This is a genomic window from Terrabacter sp. RAF57 (genome assembly GCF_052113925.1).
In the GTDB taxonomy this organism is placed as follows: domain Bacteria; phylum Actinomycetota; class Actinomycetes; order Actinomycetales; family Dermatophilaceae; genus Terrabacter.
The window spans coordinates 38,212-52,348 of sequence record NZ_JBFRDT010000006.1; the positions used below are offsets into that span (position 1 = coordinate 38,212).

Genomic DNA, 14,137 nt, shown 5'->3' on the forward strand with positions numbered 1-14,137 from the left:
GGTCAGAGCCCGAGCTCGCGCGCCGCCTCGGCCGAGCTGTCGCGCAGGAACTGCGTGCAGCGGGCCTCCTCGTCGCTCTCGCCGATGGCGCGCGCCGCCCGGGCGAGGGCCGCGAGGGCACGCAGGAAGCCGCGGTTGGGCTCGTGCGACCACGGCACCGGACCCTGGCCGCGCCAGCCGGACTTGCGCAGCGAGTCGAGCGCCCGGTGGTAGCCGGTGCGGGCGTACGCGTACGCCTCGACGTCGCGGTCACCGTCGGCGAGCGCGTCCTCGGCGAGGACGGCCCACGCGAGCGAGCTCGCGGGGTACGTCGCCGCCACCTGCACCGGGTCGACCCCGGCGTCGAGCTTCTCGGCGGCCGGGTCGACGGCGAGCCGGGTCTCGGGGATGCCGAGCAGGTTGTCGCTCACTGGTGCGTGCCCGCCGAGCGCAGCGCGTCGCAGGCCTCGACGACGCGCTTGGCCATGGCCTCCTCGGCCGACTTGCCCCAGGCGCGAGGGTCGTACTGCTTCTTGTTGCCGACCTCGCCGTCGATCTTGAGCACGCCGGCGTAGTTGCCGATCATCCAGCCGGCGATGTCGCGCGTGAAGGCGTACTGCGTGTCGGTGTCGACGTTCATCTTGATGACGCCGTTGTCGACGGCGGCCGAGATCTCCTCGGGCAGCGAGCCCGAGCCGCCGTGGAAGACGAGGTCGAAGGGGCGCGCATCGCCCGTCAGGCCGAGCTCCGTGGCGGCGGCGTGCTGGGCCTGCAGGAGGATCTCGGGGCGCAGCTTGACGTTGCCCGGCTTGTAGACGCCGTGGACGTTGCCGAAGGTGAGGGCCGTCAGGTAGCGGCCGTTCTCGCCGGAGCCGAGGGCCTTGATCGTCGCGATCGCGTCCTCGGGGGTCGAGTAGAGCTTGTCGTCGATGGCTCCCTCGACCCCGTCCTCCTCGCCGCCGACGACGCCGACCTCGATCTCGAGGATGACGTTGGCGGCCTTGGCGAGGGCGAGCAGCTCCTGGGCGATCGACAGGTTCTCGTCGAGCGGCACGGCCGATCCGTCCCACATGTGCGACTGGAACCACGGTGTGCCGCCGGCCTGGACGCGCTCGGTGCTCGCCGCGAGGAGCGGGCGCACGAAGGTGTCGAGCTTGTCCTTCGGGCAGTGGTCGGTGTGCAGCGCGATGTTGACGGGGTAGTTCTTGGCCACCTCGTGGGCGTAGGCCGCGAAGGCCAGCGAGCCGCTCACCATGTTCTTGATGCTCGGGCCGGAGAGGTAGTCGGCCCCACCCGTGGAGACCTGGATGATGCCGTCGGAGCCGGCGTCGGCGAAGCCCTTGAGCGCGGCGTTCAGCGTCTGCGAGCTCGAGACGTTGATGGCCGGGTACGCGAAGGAGCCGGCCTTCGCGCGGTCGAGCATGTCGGCATACACCTCGGGGGTGGCGATGGGCATTGCTACTCCTGCTGTCTGGTGAGCGGGTTCACGATCCGCCGTGAATCCTGCCACGTATGCCGCCGCGTGCCCACGGGTGCCCACCCACCGGTGAGCGCCCGCTCAGAGAAGGCGCGCGACGAGCACCGCGAGGGCCCTCTGCTGCTCCCCCGGCTGCCACCCGCTGCCGTCGAGCGTGGCCCACACGAGGTGGGCTCCGCGGCGCAGCAGGACCACCTCGGCCGAGCCGGCGCCGTACTCCGAGGGGACGGTCCCGATGCGGGCGCCGACCCCGGCCACCCGGCTCGGCGACGCCTTCGCGCAGGTCGTGAACGCGGCGTCGAGGTAGGCGACGAGGCCTCCCGGGTCGCCCGCGGCGAGGTCGACGAGGCTGAAGGTGACGACCTTCGTGCCGGCCGAGCTCTCGGGCGGGGCCTGGTTGCCGGCCTGCTTGGGCATCGTCAGGAGATAGCCCTCGACGACGCGCCGCGCCCGGCTCGCCGGGATGAACGCATCGTTGAGCAGGCCGGTCCACGGCACGAGGCCGTCGCACTGCGGTCGGGAGGGCAGCTCACCGGGACACTGCGCCCGGTCGGCGGCGTCGGGACCCGGCACCGCCTCCTTGGGGGCRGAGAACGCGCTCGTCTCGGCGCCGGGGAAGACGGCGTCGAGGGGCACACGGCCCTTGCCGGTCAGCGGCCGCGTCGTGGTGCACCGCGGGGCGGCCTCGATGAAGGTCATCCCGGGATCGGGCTGGGCCGTCCCCGTCGTCGACGTGGCGCTGCGGACCGCGGGATCGGCGCTCTCCGTGGTGCACGCGCCGAGGAGCGTGGTGGCCAGCGCCCCGACGGCCAGGGCTGCCAGGGCGGCCCGAGCGGCCGTGGCTGCGCGCCGCCGTGGTGCCCGCGTCACCACCGTCGCCCCGTCAGGCCGTGGGATCGAAGACGTACGGGGTCGTCGTCGCGACGCGGTGCAGGCCGAGGCGACGGAGGATCGGCTCGGAGTCGGGCGAGGCGTCGACGCGGACGTACTCCTTGCCGCGGTCGAGGCCGAGGCGAGCCCGGTGGAGCAGCGTGGCCCGGTAGAGCCCACGGCCGCGCCACTCGGGCAGCGTCGAGCCACCCCAGAGGCCGGTGAACCCGCTCGCGTCGTACTCACCACGGGCCGCGCAGAGGACCGGGCCCTCGCGGGACTCCTCGACGACGACGACGTCCATCGAGTCGGGCCGGGCGACCCACTCGGGATAGAGCGACTCGGTCACCCAGGCGTGGTCGTCGCCCCACACCGTCTCGGACATCGTGCGCATCCGGGCGAAGTCCTCGAAGCCGTCGGCGGCACGCACGACGACGCCCTCGGGCAGCGCGAGGTCCTGCGCCGCGAGTGGGGCGGCCTCGCCGAGGATCAGCGCCTCGTCGTCCTCGCGGACGAAACCCGCAGCCTCGAGGCGCGCGCCGAGGTCGCTCGGCTCGTCGTAGTCGTAGGTCTTCCACTCGACCTTCTGGCCGCGCTCGGCGAAGAAGTCACGCACCCGGAGGACGAGACCGTCGGGGTCGTCACCGAGACCGTCCGGGCTCTCGACCATCGCGAAGTGGCCGGCCGGGTCGAGGTCGTAGTGCTTGCGCACGGGGCCGTCGAGCTCGAGCGGGCGCTCGGCCGTCCCGAGCGGGACGGGGGCGCGCGTCTGGTCGTGGAAGACCCGGAGCAGCTGCTCGGGYGGGGGCGCCGACGCCGGCGCGGCATCGCTCTGGAACGAACGGGGGTTCACAGACACCAGCCAAGCATGGTCTGATCCGTCTCGTCATGCCTGTTTCCCCGCTCTCGCCCCGCGCCGCCACGGCTCTCGCCGACGCGCGCCCCGTCCCCTTCTGGACCGACCGTCCCGAGCGGCCCGACCCGCGGGCGCCCCTGACGGGCGCAGCGCCCCGCACCGACCTGCTCGTCGTGGGCGCAGGGTTCACCGGGCTGTGGGCCGCGATCCAGGCCAAGGAGGCCGACCCGTCGCGGGACGTCGTCGTCGTCGAGGCCGGCCGGCTGGCCGACGGCGCGTCCGGGCGCAACGGCGGCTTCATGGCGCCCTCGCTGACCCACGGGCTCGCCCAGGGCCTCGGCTGCTGGCCCGACGAGATGGAGACCCTCGACCGGCTCGCGGTCGAGAACGTCGCGGGCATCGAGAGGACGCTGACGGCATACGGCATCGACGCCGACCACCACGTGCCCGGAGAGCTGACGCTGGCACTCACCGAGCACCAGGTCCCTGCCGTCCGCGAGTCCTTCGAGCTGCACCGCGCCCACGGCGTCCCGGTCGAGCTGCTCGACGCCGCGCAGGCCCGGGCCCGCGTCGACTCGCCGCGCTACCTCGCCGGGATGTACGACCCCGAGGTCGCGCTCGTCGACCCCACGCGCCTCGTCTGGGGGCTGGCCCGCGCGGCCGAGTCGCTCGGCGTGCGGCTCCACGAGCACACGCGTGCAACGGGATTCGACACCGAGGGCGACGGCGTGAGGGTGACGCTCGACGGCGGCTCGATCCACGCGCGACGCGTCGTCATCGGCACGAACGCGTCGCAGGGCGTGCTCAAGCGCTTCAGCGCGTGGGTGCTCCCGGTCTACGACCACGTCCTCATGACCGAACCCCTGACGCCGACCCAGCTCGACGCCATCGGCTGGAAAGAGCGCGAGGGACTCACCGACGCGGGCAACCAGTTCCACTACTACCGAAGGACGCTCGACGACCGGGTGCTCTTCGGCGGCTATGACGCGAACTACCACTTCCCCGGACGCATCGACCCGGYGCTCGAGCAGTCGGACGCCTCGCACGGGCTGCTCGCCGACCACTTCCTCGACCTCTTCCCGCAGCTCGAGGGCATCCGTTTCACGCACCGCTGGGCCGGTGTCATCGACACGACGTCCCGTTTCACGCCGGTCTTCGGCACGGCGCTCGGCGGCCGGATGGCGTATGCCGTCGGCTACACCGGGCTGGGCGTCGCCTCGACCCGCTTCGGCGCGGCCGTCGCCCTCGATCTCGTCGACGGCAAGGACACCGAGCTCACCCGCCTCGGGATGGTGCGGCGCAAACCGATCCCCTTCCCGCCCGAGCCGATCCGGTATGCCGCCGTGCGCGCCACGCGGTCGTCGCTCGCGGCCGAGGACCGCACCGGCCGGCGCAACCTGTGGCTCCGCGCGCTCGACCGGATCGGCGTGGGCTTCGACTCCTGAGGTCGGCCACCCGGGCCCCGTCGTCACACCCGTTTCAGGTCAGAGGACGACGAGGTCGGTGGGTCTCATGTTGAAGCGCTCGACACCGTCGTCGGTCACGGCGACGATGTCCTCGATGCGCGCGCCCCAGCGGCCCGCGAGGTAGACGCCCGGCTCGATGCTGAAGGTCATGCCGGGCTCGACGGGGAGGTCGTTGCCGGCGACGATGTAGGGCTCCTCGTGGCCGTCGAGCCCGATGCCGTGGCCGGTGCGGTGGATGAAGTGCTCTGCGAGACCGGCCGCCGCGAGCACGTCGCGGGCCGCGCGGTCGATGGCCTCGCACGTCACGCCGGGACGCACGGACTCGACGGATGCCTGCTGCGCCGCCTGCAGCGCGCCATACGCCTCGGCCACGCCGGGCTCGCGGGGCGACCCGACGGCATACGTGCGCGTGCTGTCGGAGCCGTAGCCCGAGGGCAGCGGGCCGCCGATGTCGACGACGACGACGTCCCCGTCCTCGATGACGCGGTCGCTGACGGAGTGGTGCGGGCTCGCGCCATTGGGTCCCGACCCGACGATGACGAATTCGGCTGTGGCGTGCCCCTCCTCGAGGATCGCAGCGGCGATGTCGGCAGCGACCTGCGCCTCGGTGCGACCGACCCGGAGCCACTCGCCGACCCGCGCGTGCACACGGTCGATCGCGGCGCCGGCCGCGCGCAGCTCCGCGAGCTCGGCCGCGTCCTTGCGCATCCGCAGCTCGCGCAGGACCGGGCCGGCGAGCTGCTGGTCCGCCGCCCCGGCGTCACGCAGGCGCAGCAGGTGCAGGGCCGGTGTCATGTCGGACACCGCGACGCGACCGGTCGGCACTCCGCCGAGCGCCAGGGCGTAGGGGTCCTCGCCGTCGACCCACGTGCGCACCTCGACGCCGAGCTCGCCGAGCGGCACGTGACCGAGACCGGCGTACTCGAGCGCAGGAGAGACGAAGACGGGGGCGACCGTCGCGTCGCTCGGCACGACGAGCGCCGTGAGCCGCTCGAACGACGAGCCCGCGATGCCGGTGAGGTAGCGCAGGTCGGAGCCGGGTGACACGACGGTCGCCGCGACGCCTGCATCTGCCGCGTGGTGTCGCAGCCGGTCGAGCCTGGAACGCATCGTCGGGACGTCGAGGACGGAGGAGGAGACACCCATGCGCCCGAACCTACCGCCGCCACGCCCTCCACCTCGAGGGGGAACCGGCACGGGCACCGGTCTGCCTAGGCTGGCCCCATGGACGGCCGGTGGACTGCCCTCGTGGCGCGGGTGAGGGCCTACTTCGGTGTCGACACCGACTGGGAGCGGGTCCCCGACGACTCGCCGCGCCAACGGCGTGCCGACCTCTGGGTCGCCCTCGGCTTCCTCGTCGCGGGGTCGCTCGGCGTCGAGCTGCTGCGCAGCATCGACTCACTCGGCGCGCAGCAGGACTCGTGGGTCTGGCCGCACGTCGCCGTGGCCCTCGGCACGCTCCCCCTCATCTGGCGCCACCGGTGGCCGCTGCTCGTCGCGGCCGGACTGTCGCTGCACCTCTTCGTCTTCGGCCTGCTCATGCCGGCGGTCGCGGTGTCGATGCCGATGCAGGTCGTCTACTTCCTCGCCCTCTTCACCGGCGTCGCCTGGGCACGTGACCGGCAGGCGATGCTCGGGGTCGTCGCCGGTGTCGTGCTGCTGATGTTCGGCTGGCTCGCCTGGCAGCTCGCGGTGGGCAGCGGCGTCGAGGAGGCGATGAGCCGCGGCGACGAGCCCCTCGTCCACCAGGGACTCTTCAGCCCGGCCGGCGCCTACGTCGTCTACACCCTGCTCATCAACGTCTTCTACTTCGGCGGCGCCATCATCGGTGGCCAGGCCGCCTGGCGCGCCGCGCTCCAGCGCGACCGGCTCGCCGCCCAGGCCCGCACCATCGACGCCCAGGCCACGAGCCTCCAGCGGCAGGCCGTCGTCGAGGAGCGGCTGCGGATCGCCCGTGAGCTGCACGACGTCGTCGCCCACCACGTCTCGGTCATCGGGATCCAGGCCGCCGCGGCCCGCCGCGTGCTGCGACGCGACCCCGACGTGGCCGAGGGCGCCCTGCGGTCGGTCGAGACGTCCTCGCGCGACGCCGTGGCCCAGATGCGAGGGCTGCTCGGCACGCTGCGCGCCGACGACCACGAGGGGACGTCGGACKGGTCGGGACCCGGGGGCCGCACCCGGGCGCCCGAGCCCGGGCTCGCGGACGTGACGACCCTGGCCCGTGAGGCCTCGACCCACGGCCTCGAGGTCGAGTGCCACGTCGTCGAGGACGTGCCCGGCGCGGCCGCCTCCGTCCCGGCACCCCTCGGACTCTCGCTCTACCGCACCGCGCGGGAGGCGCTCGCCAACGTGCGGCGGCACTCGACGGCCTCGTGCGCGACGGTCTTCGTCCGCGTCGACCGGCGACCCGAGCACGGCTTCGCGCACGGCTACGCCGAGGTCGAGGTGCTCGACAGCGGGCGGCCGCGGTCGGGCACGTCGGGGACCGGCCTGGGTCTCCTCGGCGTCCGCGAGCGCCTGTCGACGCACGGCGGCGTGAGCGAGATCGGGCCCCGGGTCACCGGCGGATACCGGGTCCGCGTGCGCATGCCGCTGCCCGAGGAGGCCTCGTGAGCGCGCCCGTCCGCGTGCTGCTCGTCGACGACCAGCTGCTCGTCCGGTCCGGCTTCTCGCTCATCCTCTCGGTGGAGGACGACATCGAGGTCATCGGGCAGGCGAGCGACGGTGAGGAGGCCGTGCGGCTCACCCGCGAGCTGCGACCCGACGTCGTGCTCATGGACGTGCAGATGCCGGTCATGGACGGCATCGAGGCGACCCGGCGCATCGTCGCCGACGACCTGGCCAGGGTCGTCATCCTCACCACCTTCGACCGGGACGACTACGTCTTCGCCGGCCTCGCCGCCGGGGCGAGCGGCTTCCTGCTCAAGAACGCCGACGCCGACCACCTCATCGAGGCGGTGCGGGCCGTCTCGGGTGGCCACGCCCTGCTCGCTCCGGAGGTGACGCGGCGCGTCATCGAGCAGATGACGAACGGGTCGGTCGCCGACGCCCAGGACGCCCCACGGCGGGACGACCGCGACCCGCGGCTCGACGACCTGACACCGCGCGAGCTCGAGGTGCTCGGTCTCGTCGGTCGGGGCCTCTCCAACGCCGAGATCGCCGGTCGGCTCTTCGTCGGTGAGGCGACGGTCAAGACGCACCTGTCCAACGTCTTCGCCAAGCTGCACCTGCGCGACCGCGTCCAGGCGGTCGTGCTGGCCTACGAGGCAGGTCTCATCCTCCGGGGGGACCCGGAGGATCAACCCAGCGGCTGATCCTGGGCGCCCCCGCGCGGCCTAGCGTGGAGGCATGAACGACGACGGGGACCGCCTGACCAGACCGCGCGCCACGGCCGACATCGAGCTGCGGCACCTGAGCCGCACCTTCGGCGAGATCCGGGCCGTCGACGACATCAGCTTCACGGTCGGGGCCGGCCGGCTGACCGGCTTCGTCGGCGGCAACGGTGCCGGGAAGACCACGACGATGCGCATGGTCATGGGCGTCCTGTCGCCCAGCGGTGGCGAGGTGCTCTGGGACGGTCGCCCGATCACCGCCCTCGACCGGCGCCAGTTCGGCTACATGCCCGAGGAGCGCGGGCTCTATCCCAAGCAGGCGGTGCTCGACCAGCTCGTCTACCTCGGACGGCTCCGCGGCCTGAGCGCCTCGGCGGCCAAGGCCTCGGTGACGACCCACCTCGAGCGCCTCGGTCTCGCCGAGCGCGCCAAGGACCACGTCGAGAAGCTCTCGCTCGGCAACCAGCAGCGGGTCCAGATCATCGCCGCGCTCATGGGCCGTCCCCGGGCGCTCGTGCTCGACGAGCCGTTCAGCGGCCTCGACCCCGCCGCCGTCGACAACATGGCGGACCTCTTGCGCGAGCACACCGCTCGCGGCGTGCCGGTCCTCTTCTCCTCCCACCAGCTCGACCTCGTCGAGCGGCTCTGCGAGCGCCTCGTCGTGCTCGCCAAGGGCCGGGTCGTCGCGTCGGGCAGCCCGGACGAGCTGCGCGCGACCTCCGTCTCGCGGCACCGGCTCGTCCTGTCGGGCGATGCCGGGTGGGTGCGCGGTGTCGGGGGCGTGCACGCCGTCGACGTCGAGGGACACACGGCGCTGCTCGAGGTCGTCGAGCACGGCGCCGAACGGGCTCTCCTCGAGGAGGCCCTGAGACGCGGCGAGGTGCACGAGTTCTCGCCGCAGCGACCCACCCTGGCCCAGATCTACCGTGAGGTGACGGCATGACCACCCTCCAGCACCGACCGGACCCCGACACCGCCGGCGCCGGCGAGGCCTCCGGGCCCGCCGACGAGCAGACGTCCGGGGGCGGGCGTCCGTGGCTCATCGTGGCCGTGCGCGAGGTCGTCGTCCGCGTCACGAACCGCACGTTCCTCTTCTCCACGCTCTTCACGCTCGTGTTCATCGCCGGCTTCGCGGCCTTCTCGGCGTGGCAGGCGGGAAAGACGACGACCTACACCGTCGCCGTGTCGTCGGCCGAGGGCACGCGCCTCGTCGAGCAGGCCGCATCGACAGCCCGCTCGACGAGTGACACCGTCGTCATCACCCCGACGACCGTCACCGGCGAGGACGCGGCGCACGCCGCCGTCGACCGGGGCGACGTCGACGCGTGGCTGCACGAGACGTCGGCCGGCTGGACGCTGACGTCCGGCGACGACGTGGGGTCGTCGCTGCGGACGCCCCTCGAGGGAGCCGTCCGCGCCGCTGCGCTCGACCGCAACGCGGCTGCGGCCGGCACGACGGTCGAGGCCCTCGAGCGCGGGGCGACCCTGGGCGCCGACCGCTTCGACGGGCAGACGACGAACCGCGGCTTCGTGCAGGCCGCCACCTTCGCCTTCGCGCTGCTCTTCTTCATGGGCGCCCTGATGTTCGGCCAGCAGATCGCCGCGAGCGTCGTCGAGGAGAAGCAGTCGCGCCTCGTCGAGATCATCGCGACGGCGATCCCCCTGCGCGCCCTGCTCGCCGGCAAGGTCGTCGGGAACTCGGTCATCGCGATGGGCCAGGTGGTGCTCTTCGCCGGGGTCGGCCTCGTGGCGGTGTCGTTCACCGAGTGGTCGTCGCTGCTGCCCGCGCTCTCGACCGCGGTCGTGTGGTTCATCCTCTTCTTCGCGGTCGGCTTCTTCGCCCTGGCCTGTCTCTTCGCCGTCGCGGGCGCGCTGGCCTCGCGCACCGAGGACCTCCAGTCGACGACCTCGCCCCTGACGACCCTGCTCATGCTCGTCTACTTCGCGAGCTTCGCCCTGAGCGGCACTGCCCTCAAGGTCGCCTCCTTCGTGCCGATCGTGTCCGTCGTGGCGATGCCGGGGCGGATCATCGCGGGCGACGCCGCCTGGTGGGAGCCCGTCGTGTCCCTCCTGCTCATGGCGGCCTTCTCCGCGGTGACCGTCGTCATCGGCGAGAAGGTCTACCGGCGGTCGCTCATGCAGACCCGTGGCCGGACGTCGTGGAAGCAGGCCCTGCGCACGGCGGACTGACCTCAGGCGCGGCGCTGCACCGGACCCTGCACCGGCCCCTCCACCGGGCGCTCACCCGGCGCCGTCACGTGACGGTACGGGGAGCTCCAGAGCAGCAGGGCCGCGACCGCGAGCCCGACCACCCCGATGGCGATGGCGACCCGGTTGCCCCACGTCGCGGCGACGAGGCCCCCGAGGGGAGCCGCGACGGCGATCGAGCCCCAGTTGAGCGACCGGATCGTCGCGTTCATCCGCCCGCGCAGCCGGTCGGGCGTCACGAGGTTGCGGTAGCTCATGTCGAGCGGGTCGCGCAGCCCCATCGCCAGGCCGAAGAGCGCGTTGGCGACGAGCGGCCACACGATGGCATACGGCCCGGGCTGCGCGAGCAGCAGGAGGGCGTATGCCGCCGGGCTCAGCCACTCCGTCGTCGTGATCACCCGGCCGGTGCCGAAGCGCACGCCGAGTCGCGGGGACAGGCCCGCTCCGAGGACGCCGGTCACGCCGGTCGCCGCAAGGACGAGCCCGACCGCGAGCGGGTCGAGGTGCAGCTCGGTCGTGGCGAAGTAGACGAGGACCGTCGTGACCATGGCGTTGGCGAAGAACCAGAGGTGCAGCGAGATGGCGTACGGGCGCAGCACCCTGTGCCGGTAGACCCAGGCCGCGCCCTCGCGCAGCTCGCGCCACACGTGCCGCTCGGGGGTGCGCTCAGGAGCCCGCTCCTCGACGCGGACCGTCATGAGCACGACGGCCGACACGGCATACGACACGGCGTCGACGAGCACCGCGACGGGCGCGGACAGCAGCCGCACCAGCGCACCGCCGACGAGCGGACCGAGCGACTGCGTCGCGGCGTAGGTCTGGGCGAGCCGGGCGTTCGCCGAGGCGAGGCGCGTCTCCGGCACGACCGTCGGCAGGAACGACAGGTGGGCGGCGCTGAAGAACATCGAGGCGGAGCCGGCACAGAAGACGAGGACGGCGACGAGCGGCACCGTCAGGTGGCCGGTCAGGGCGAGTACCCCGATCGTGCCGACGAGCAGGGCGCACAGCAGGTCGGCCGCGACGAGCAGCGGCCGGCGCCGCACCCGGTCGACGACGACGCCGGCGAGCATGCCGAAGAGGAGGTAGGGCAGCCACGTCGCCGCCCGGACGATCCCGAGCTCGGTCTGGTCGGCGTGGAGGGTCTCGATGAGGAGCAGCTGGAGGGCGAGAGCCGAGACGAAGGTGCCGAGGTTGGAGACGGCGTCGGCGACCCAGAACCGGACAAATGCCGCATTACCGGGCGATTCGACCGACGTTCGTGGCACCCCGAGCCCCTCCTTACGCGATGCCTACCCTTCCTTGACACCACCTTGTCGAGTCCTGACCTGAACGTCGACCCGAGACACCGATTCTGTCCTACGGTGGACATGACGTTCGGAGGGCTCCGGGCGACCACCAGCGACCGGATGCTCCCCCGGTCGCGCCGAGCAGGCCCCGGCAACCGGATGCGTCGGGGTCTGCTCGATGCCCTCCCCCGGTCAGGCCGGTTGCGGGGCGCGCGTGCCGGTGGGCACCGGCTGGGGCGGCGGCGGCCCGACGTAGCGTGCGGCGGGCCGGATGATCTTCGGGTCGCGGCTCTGCTCGAGGACGTTGGACGTCCAGCCGACGACGCGCGCGACGCAGAAGGTCGGCGTGAACATCGACGGGTCGAGCCCCGCGAGCTTCATGACGACGCCGGCGTAGAACTCGACGTTGGCGTGCAGCTCGCGCCCCGGCTTCAGCTCGGCCAGCGCGCGCTCGATGGCGTCCTCGACCCCGACCGCGAGGTCGACGAGCGGGTCGTCCCAGCCGCGGGCGATCTGTTTGAGCATCTCCGAGCGCGGGTCGCGCGTGCGGTAGACGGCGTGGCCGAAACCCATGATCCGGTCGCCGGACCCGATGCGGTCGCGCACCCAGCCGTCGGCCCGGTCCAGGGTGCCGATCTCGTCGAGGGCCTCGAGCGCCCGGCTCGGCGCGCCGCCGTGCTTGGGGCCCGAGAACGAGCCGATGGCCCCGACGAGGCAGGCCGCGAGGTCGGCGCCGGTGCTCGCGATGACCCGCGCGGTGAAGGTCGAGGCGTTGAAGCCGTGGTCCATCGTGGCGACGAGGTACTGCTCGACGGCGCGGGCGTCTCGCGCCGAGGGCAGCCGCCCCGTCACCATCCGCAGGTAGTCCTCGGCGTGGCCGAGGGTCGGGTCGGCCGGCACCGGCTCGAGCCCGTGGTGGAGACGGTGCGCAGCCGCGAGGATCGTCGGCGTGACGGCGACGGCCGCCAGGGAGGCCGCGGACTTCTCGTCCTCGTCGCAGTCGTAGAGCGGACGCAGGCCGGCGATGCCGCCCCACGCCGACAGCGTCGTGCGCAGCACCTGGAGCGAGTCGGTGGTCGTCGCACAGATGGCGGGGAGCAGGTCGGCGAGGCCGGGCGGCAGGACGCGTAGTCGCCCCACCTCTGCGGTGAAGGCCGCCAGCTCTGCGTCGTCGGGCAGGTGGCCTCGCTCGAGCAGGTGCCAGGCCTGCTCGAAGCCGACCTGCTCGGCGAGCTCGACGGCGGAGTACTGCCGGTAGTGGAAGAAGCCCTCGTCGCCGCGGACGTCGCCGAGCTCGGTGTCGGTGACGACGACCTTGGCGAGACCTTTCGGGACGGTGATGAATCCGGTGGGAGTGGTGGACATGGGGTCCTCCTTTCAGGTTCACTTTTCACTCTCAGCGATGTTGATCAACATCGTCAATGTTGATCTCGTCAACAGTTGACCCGATCAACCCCATCGACCAGACCCGCCCGGAGGCGACGTGACGACCGCACGAGGCACGTGGATCACGACGACGGAGGCCGCCCAGCGACTCGGCGTCAAACGGGCGACGCTCTACGCGTACGTCAGCCGCGGGCTGCTGCGGAGCGAGCGCCGGCCCGGCCAGCAGGAGAGCCTCTTCGACCGGGCGCAGATCGACGCCATCGCCTCGGCGACCCGTCCCCCCGGCGGCCCGCAGCCGGTCCTGCGCTTCCGGAGCATCGCCACCGCCGTGAGCCGACAGGCAGAAGGAGAGCTCTTCTACCGCGGCCGCGCCCTGAGCGACGTCGTCGCCCTGCGGTCGCTCGAGGAGGCAGCGGGGGTCGTGCTGGGGACGACGGTGCCGCAAGGCTTCTCGGGGTTGCCGGAGACGGCCGCCATCGACCTGACGAGCCTGCCGCTCGAGCGGCGGATGCCCGTGGCCGTGCAGCTGCTCGCGGCGGCCGACCCCTTCTCCTCGGACACGGACCCCGAGCGGGTCAGGCAGGCAGCGCTGCCCGCGGTCCGGGCCGCGGTCGCCCTGGCGGGGGCCTCGTCGTCCGGTCCGGCGGACCGCGCCCGGTCCGGCGACCTCACGGCCCTGACGCTGACCGCCCTCGGCGGCGACCCGACGGCCGACGGCGACGTCGCCGTGCTCCGGGTGCTGCTCGTGGCCCTCCTCGACCACGGCCTCACCGCCTCGACCGTCGCCGCGCGCGTCGCGGCCTCGACACGCGCCGGCCTCCACGACTGCCTGTCGGCCGCGTACGCCGCGATGGCCGGCCCGCTCCACGGCGCGGCCCCCGTGGCCGCCCACGCGCTGCTCACCGAGGGCGTCGACCCGGCCGTGCTCGTGGCGCGGTCGCTGCGCGAGCGGGGCGTGGTGGCCGGCTTCGGACACTTCCTCTACCCCGAAGGCGACCCGCGGGCCGACGTCGTGCTCGAGGCCCTGTGGCGTCGGCGCGGCACCACCCGGCTGCGGCGGCGCGTCGACGCGCTCGCGGCGCTCGTCGCCGAGCGCACGGGATCGCTGCCCAACATCGACCTCGCGAGCGCCGCCGTGCTCCACGCCCTCGGCCTGCCAGCCGAGTCGGTCGAGGTGGTCTTCCAGGTCGCGAGGTCGGTCGGCGTCGCCGCCCACGTCGTCGAGGAGTATGCCGAGGAGCCCTTGCGCTGGCGCGGTCGCGACCCGCAGGGCTGAG

Annotated in this window: 13 protein-coding genes; 6 read left to right on the forward strand and 7 right to left on the reverse strand. The window is 73.1% G+C overall.

The window, feature by feature from the left end; all coding sequences use genetic code 11:
- Nucleotides 1-2: 2 nt before the first annotated feature.
- From AB4Y83_RS09925 to AB4Y83_RS09940, 4 genes are all read right to left on the reverse strand, one after another.
- Nucleotides 3-410 (reverse strand): DUF3151 domain-containing protein, encoded by a 408-nt coding sequence (locus AB4Y83_RS09925; protein ID WP_056751827.1) that lies wholly within the window; start codon nucleotides 408-410, stop codon nucleotides 3-5.
- Nucleotides 407-1,435 carry a class II fructose-bisphosphate aldolase gene (gene fbaA, locus AB4Y83_RS09930; RefSeq protein ID WP_442276035.1) on the reverse strand — a complete coding sequence of 343 codons (1,029 nt, stop codon included), beginning with the start codon at nucleotides 1,433-1,435 and terminating at the stop codon, nucleotides 407-409. Before fbaA ends, AB4Y83_RS09925 begins: the two co-directional genes overlap by 4 nt.
- A 102-nt stretch (nucleotides 1,436-1,537) precedes the next feature.
- Nucleotides 1,538-2,326 carry a hypothetical protein gene (locus tag AB4Y83_RS09935; RefSeq protein WP_442296742.1) on the reverse strand — a complete coding sequence of 263 codons (789 nt, stop codon included), beginning with the start codon at nucleotides 2,324-2,326 and terminating at the stop codon, nucleotides 1,538-1,540.
- A gap of 13 nt (nucleotides 2,327-2,339) precedes the next feature.
- Nucleotides 2,340-3,185 (reverse strand): GNAT family N-acetyltransferase, encoded by an 846-nt coding sequence (locus tag AB4Y83_RS09940; protein ID WP_442296743.1) that lies wholly within the window; start codon nucleotides 3,183-3,185, stop codon nucleotides 2,340-2,342.
- A gap of 29 nt (nucleotides 3,186-3,214) precedes the next feature.
- Between AB4Y83_RS09940 and AB4Y83_RS09945 the strand changes: the two genes are divergently transcribed.
- Nucleotides 3,215-4,627 carry an NAD(P)/FAD-dependent oxidoreductase gene (locus AB4Y83_RS09945; protein WP_442296744.1) on the forward strand — a complete coding sequence of 471 codons (1,413 nt, stop codon included), beginning with the start codon at nucleotides 3,215-3,217 and terminating at the stop codon, nucleotides 4,625-4,627.
- Nucleotides 4,628-4,666: 39 nt separating this feature from the next.
- On the opposite strand, the gene AB4Y83_RS09950 is transcribed toward AB4Y83_RS09945, so the two are convergent.
- On the reverse strand, nucleotides 4,667-5,794 hold the full coding sequence (locus AB4Y83_RS09950; protein ID WP_442296745.1) for a M24 family metallopeptidase: 1,128 nt from the start codon (nucleotides 5,792-5,794) through the stop codon (nucleotides 4,667-4,669).
- Between the two features lie 78 nt (nucleotides 5,795-5,872).
- On the opposite strand from AB4Y83_RS09950, the gene AB4Y83_RS09955 reads away from it, so the two are divergent.
- From AB4Y83_RS09955 to AB4Y83_RS09970, 4 genes are read left to right on the forward strand one after another with little or no spacing between them, the layout of a single operon-like run.
- On the forward strand, nucleotides 5,873-7,261 hold the full coding sequence (locus AB4Y83_RS09955) for a sensor histidine kinase (RefSeq protein ID WP_442296746.1): 1,389 nt from the start codon (nucleotides 5,873-5,875) through the stop codon (nucleotides 7,259-7,261).
- Complete coding sequence (locus tag AB4Y83_RS09960) at nucleotides 7,258-7,962, forward strand: response regulator transcription factor (protein ID WP_442296747.1); 705 nt, start codon at nucleotides 7,258-7,260, stop codon at nucleotides 7,960-7,962. Before AB4Y83_RS09955 ends, AB4Y83_RS09960 begins: the two co-directional genes overlap by 4 nt.
- A 34-nt stretch (nucleotides 7,963-7,996) precedes the next feature.
- Nucleotides 7,997-8,923 carry an ABC transporter ATP-binding protein gene (locus AB4Y83_RS09965; RefSeq protein WP_442296748.1) on the forward strand — a complete coding sequence of 309 codons (927 nt, stop codon included), beginning with the start codon at nucleotides 7,997-7,999 and terminating at the stop codon, nucleotides 8,921-8,923.
- On the forward strand, nucleotides 8,920-10,170 hold the full coding sequence (locus tag AB4Y83_RS09970) for an ABC transporter permease (protein WP_442276043.1): 1,251 nt from the start codon (nucleotides 8,920-8,922) through the stop codon (nucleotides 10,168-10,170). The genes AB4Y83_RS09965 and AB4Y83_RS09970 overlap by 4 nt, the downstream gene beginning before the upstream one ends.
- 2 nt (nucleotides 10,171-10,172) lie before the next feature.
- Here the strand turns inward: AB4Y83_RS09970 and AB4Y83_RS09975 are convergent, their stop codons facing one another.
- Nucleotides 10,173-11,453, reverse strand: coding sequence for an MFS transporter (locus tag AB4Y83_RS09975; protein ID WP_442296749.1), 1,281 nt, complete (start codon nucleotides 11,451-11,453; stop codon nucleotides 10,173-10,175).
- Between the two features lie 213 nt (nucleotides 11,454-11,666).
- A complete protein-coding gene (locus AB4Y83_RS09980) occupies nucleotides 11,667-12,839 on the reverse strand; it encodes a citrate/2-methylcitrate synthase (RefSeq protein ID WP_442276045.1) in 1,173 nt (390 codons plus the stop codon).
- A 118-nt stretch (nucleotides 12,840-12,957) separates the two neighbouring features.
- Between AB4Y83_RS09980 and AB4Y83_RS09985 the strand changes: the two genes are divergently transcribed.
- Nucleotides 12,958-14,136, forward strand: a complete 1,179-nt coding sequence (locus AB4Y83_RS09985) for a citrate/2-methylcitrate synthase (RefSeq protein ID WP_442296750.1) — start codon at nucleotides 12,958-12,960, stop codon at nucleotides 14,134-14,136.
- Nucleotide 14,137: the final 1 nt, after the last annotated feature.

Coding starts and splice junctions, on each gene's coding strand:
- fbaA (WP_442276035.1), bottom strand. CDS start 1,435: ATGCCCATCGCCACCCCCGAGGTGTATGCCGACATGCTCGACCGCGCG.
- AB4Y83_RS09950 (WP_442296745.1), bottom strand. CDS start 5,794: ATGGGTGTCTCCTCCTCCGTCCTCGACGTCCCGACGATGCGTTCCAGG.
- AB4Y83_RS09965 (WP_442296748.1), top strand. CDS start 7,997: ATGAACGACGACGGGGACCGCCTGACCAGACCGCGCGCCACGGCCGAC.
- AB4Y83_RS09970 (WP_442276043.1), top strand. CDS start 8,920: ATGACCACCCTCCAGCACCGACCGGACCCCGACACCGCCGGCGCCGGC.
- AB4Y83_RS09980 (WP_442276045.1), bottom strand. CDS start 12,839: ATGTCCACCACTCCCACCGGATTCATCACCGTCCCGAAAGGTCTCGCC.